Genomic DNA, 1,398 nt, shown 5'->3' on the forward strand with positions numbered 1-1,398 from the left:
ACATCAACACCAAGCCCAAACCGAAGCCGACCCCCACGCCGAACCCGAAAACCACCCCCACACCCACCCCGACCCCGCACCTCACACCGACACCGACCCCGAAGCCGAAGAGCTTCGGCGACAAGCTGAAGCACGAACTCGGCGAGGACTTCGAGCACTTCGTCACCGAGGGTGGCGCGGAGACCCTCGGCGAGGTCGCCACGGCATCCATCTACGGGTTCCCCATCGACCCCCTGAACACCTTCCTCGGCGCCGGGCTCAGCTCGATCAGCGAACGCCACCTCGGCCAGGGCGCGAACGAGTTGGGCAGCAAGTTCAACTTCAACACCCCGACGCCGGTGAACACCCTGGGCACCGCGAACATCCCGACCGACTCCGACTCCGACACGGACACGGGCCCCTCGAAGAACAGCCCGTCGTCGAACACGCCCACCACGACGGGCCCCGGCTCGGTCAACACGACCTCGAACAACGGCAGTTCGTCGACGGTCAACCCCCCTCAACGCACCTCCACGAACACCGCGCCACCCCCCTCGACCGACGTCGACACGGATCTCCCCGACACCGACACCGACATCGATACCGGCACGCACTTCGACGAGGTGAAGGTCGGCGGGGGAGACCTGCAGAGCGATGTCCCGCACGGGACGACAGGTACGAGCACGAGTACCAGTACGTCGGGTGGCGGCGGCCAGCAGGGCGACACCTCGGACATCTCAACTCCGGTGTCCTCACATGGTGTTCCGGTTACGGGCAGGCCCGACACGGGTGCCGTACCGCCGAGCACGACCGGGTCGGGCTCGCCCTCGAATTCCGGCGGCAGTCCGCACACCACGAGCACCGAAACTCCGGCGCCTGTACGGACAGTTCAGCAGGGTGACACTTCGGACACTTCAACTCCGGTTTCCTCAACGGAGGTTCCGGTCGCGCCGGTCGCCAGCGGGTCCAACACCGGTGTCGTGCCGCCGGGCACGAACACGAGTACGGGCCCGAGCGCCGGTACGAACACGAACACGACCGGGTCCGGTGTTCCCGCTCAGGGAGGTACCAACTCGGGTAACCCCGCGTCCGGTTCAGGTACGTCCTCCAACTCCGGGGGCAATCCGCGTACGACGACATCGGGGCGCCCGGAGAGTACGACGTCCGACGGCGACACCGTCAGCACGGACACGACGCACGGCATTGACGCCTCCCCGAACTCCGACTCCGGCGTCGACAGCGATCGCGGCACTGATCCCGCCCCCCTCCCGAGCACCACCCACACCGGCACCGACCTCCCCACGCCGGTCACCACCACCTCCGGCAACAGCGCGCCGCCCACGGCCAGTTCGGCACCGGACAGTGATCCCGCGCCCGAGACGGTGCCGGAGTGGGACGCCGGCACCGTCTCGGGCGCGG

At 68.2% G+C, this 1,398-nt stretch carries 1 protein-coding gene; it reads left to right on the forward strand.

Annotated elements, in window-relative coordinates; genetic code table 11:
* Positions 1–1,398, forward strand: a 1,398-nt coding sequence (locus JHN45_RS51905) for a hypothetical protein (protein ID WP_374195705.1), incomplete at both ends; no start/stop codon positions are given.

The organism is Streptomyces sp. MBT53, from assembly GCF_016654115.1.
Taxonomy (GTDB): Bacteria; Actinomycetota; Actinomycetes; order Streptomycetales; family Streptomycetaceae; genus Streptomyces.